At 65.7% G+C, this 1454-nt stretch carries 2 protein-coding genes; both read left to right on the plus strand.

The annotated features are described in order from the left end of the window. A partial coding sequence (locus EN969_RS30950; RefSeq protein ID WP_127419728.1) for an aminotransferase class III-fold pyridoxal phosphate-dependent enzyme occupies window positions 1–708 on the plus strand: 708 nt, incomplete at its 5' end. 16 nt (window positions 709–724) lie between these two features. Beyond that, window positions 725–1393 carry a GntR family transcriptional regulator gene (locus EN969_RS30955; protein ID WP_024502527.1) on the plus strand — a complete coding sequence of 223 codons (669 nt, stop codon included), beginning with the start codon at window positions 725–727 and terminating at the stop codon, window positions 1391–1393. Window positions 1394–1454 lie beyond the last annotated feature (61 nt).

Below are 1454 nucleotides of genomic sequence, written 5' to 3' on the forward strand. Positions count from 1 at the left end.
GAGGACATGCGAGCAAAAGGCATCAAGCCGGCGGCGCTGCTTCTCGACTCCGCCTTTTCCAGCGACGGCATCTTCTTTCCCGATGCGGCGGTGATGCGCGAAGCGGCGGATCACGTCAAAAAGGCCGGCGGCATCGTCATCGCCGATGAGGTCCAGTCCGGCTTCGGCCGGCTTGGCCAGGGCATGTGGGGCTTCGCAAACTATGGCATCGAGCCTGACATCGTCTCGATGGGCAAGCCGATCGGCGATGGGCACCCGATGGGCGCCGTGCTCGTGCGGCCGCAGCTTGTCGCCTCCTTCGGTTCGAACACCGGCTACTTCAACACCTTAGGCGGCAACCCGGTCGCGGCCGCTGTCGGCCTCGCCGTTCTCGATGTCATCGAAGGCGAGGGGCTGATCGAGAATGCGCGCAATGTCGGCGCCTATACGAGTGAACTGCTGCGCGCCCTGCAGGGCCGGCACGGCGCGGTCGCTGATGTCAGGCACAACGGCCTCTATTTCGGCGTCGAGCTGACGGCGGACGGCGACGAGGCTCTGGCCGCCACCAAGACATCGGCGGTCGTCGAAGCCATGCGCGAGGACGGCGTGCTGATCTCGTCCTGCGGTCCGCGCGGCAATGTGCTGAAGATCAGGCCGCCACTGCCCTTTGCCAGGGACAATGCCGAGCAACTGGCCGAGACGCTCGATCGCGCTCTGTCGAACTGGTGATCGGAGCGGCCCGCGCATGCTGAAGCTCGAACATCAGACCCTGAATGACCGCGCCTATGGCGCGCTCAAGCAGGAGCTGATTTCCGGCGGCTTCAGCCCGGGCCAGGCGCTGGTCATCCGCAAGCTCGCCGAGACGTTCGGCATCTCGACGACACCGATCCGCGAGGCGCTGCAGAGGCTTGTCGCCGAGCGGCTGCTCGAGATGCAGAACAACCGCTCGGTCATCGTGCCGTTGCTGTCCGCGCCTGCCTTCGAGGAGCTGACGCGCATCCGCATCGCCGTCGAGGGACTGGCGGGCGAGATGGCGGCGACCAGGATGAGCGAAAGCGGGCTGGCTGACATCCAGGCGACGCTCGCCGGCATGCAGCGTGCCATTGAGGCCGGCGACGCCAGGGCCTATCTCTCATTGAACGAGGCGTTCCACTTCGCCATCTACCAGCATGCTGGCGCGCCGATCCTTTTGAACATGATCCGCGACCTCTGGGGGCGGGTCGGGCCTTATCTCAAGCTGCTGATGCAGGCCGATCGCTACATCCCGCAGTCCAACGACGCGCATCGCAAGATCGTCGCCGCACTGGAGCAGCGCAGCGGTCCCACTGTGCGGATTTTCATAGAAGAGGACATCGCCGTGGCGGCCGCTGTGCTGTCTGCAAACCTTGACGCTGCCAGGGAGCCGTCGGCCTAGCTCGTCCCGTCCAGCCGGTCGCGCAGCATGCTCCAGCCGAGCAGCATGTTGGGCGCGTGCC

Origin of the sequence: Mesorhizobium sp. M7A.F.Ca.CA.003.01.2.1, assembly GCF_003998945.1 — a bacterium.
Lineage (GTDB): Bacteria > Pseudomonadota > Alphaproteobacteria > Rhizobiales > Rhizobiaceae > Mesorhizobium > Mesorhizobium ciceri.

Excerpts from the sequence above, each read along its gene's own strand:
- EN969_RS30955 (WP_024502527.1), top strand. The coding sequence starts at position 725 with ATGCTGAAGCTCGAACATCAGACCCTGAATGACCGCGCCTATGGCGCG.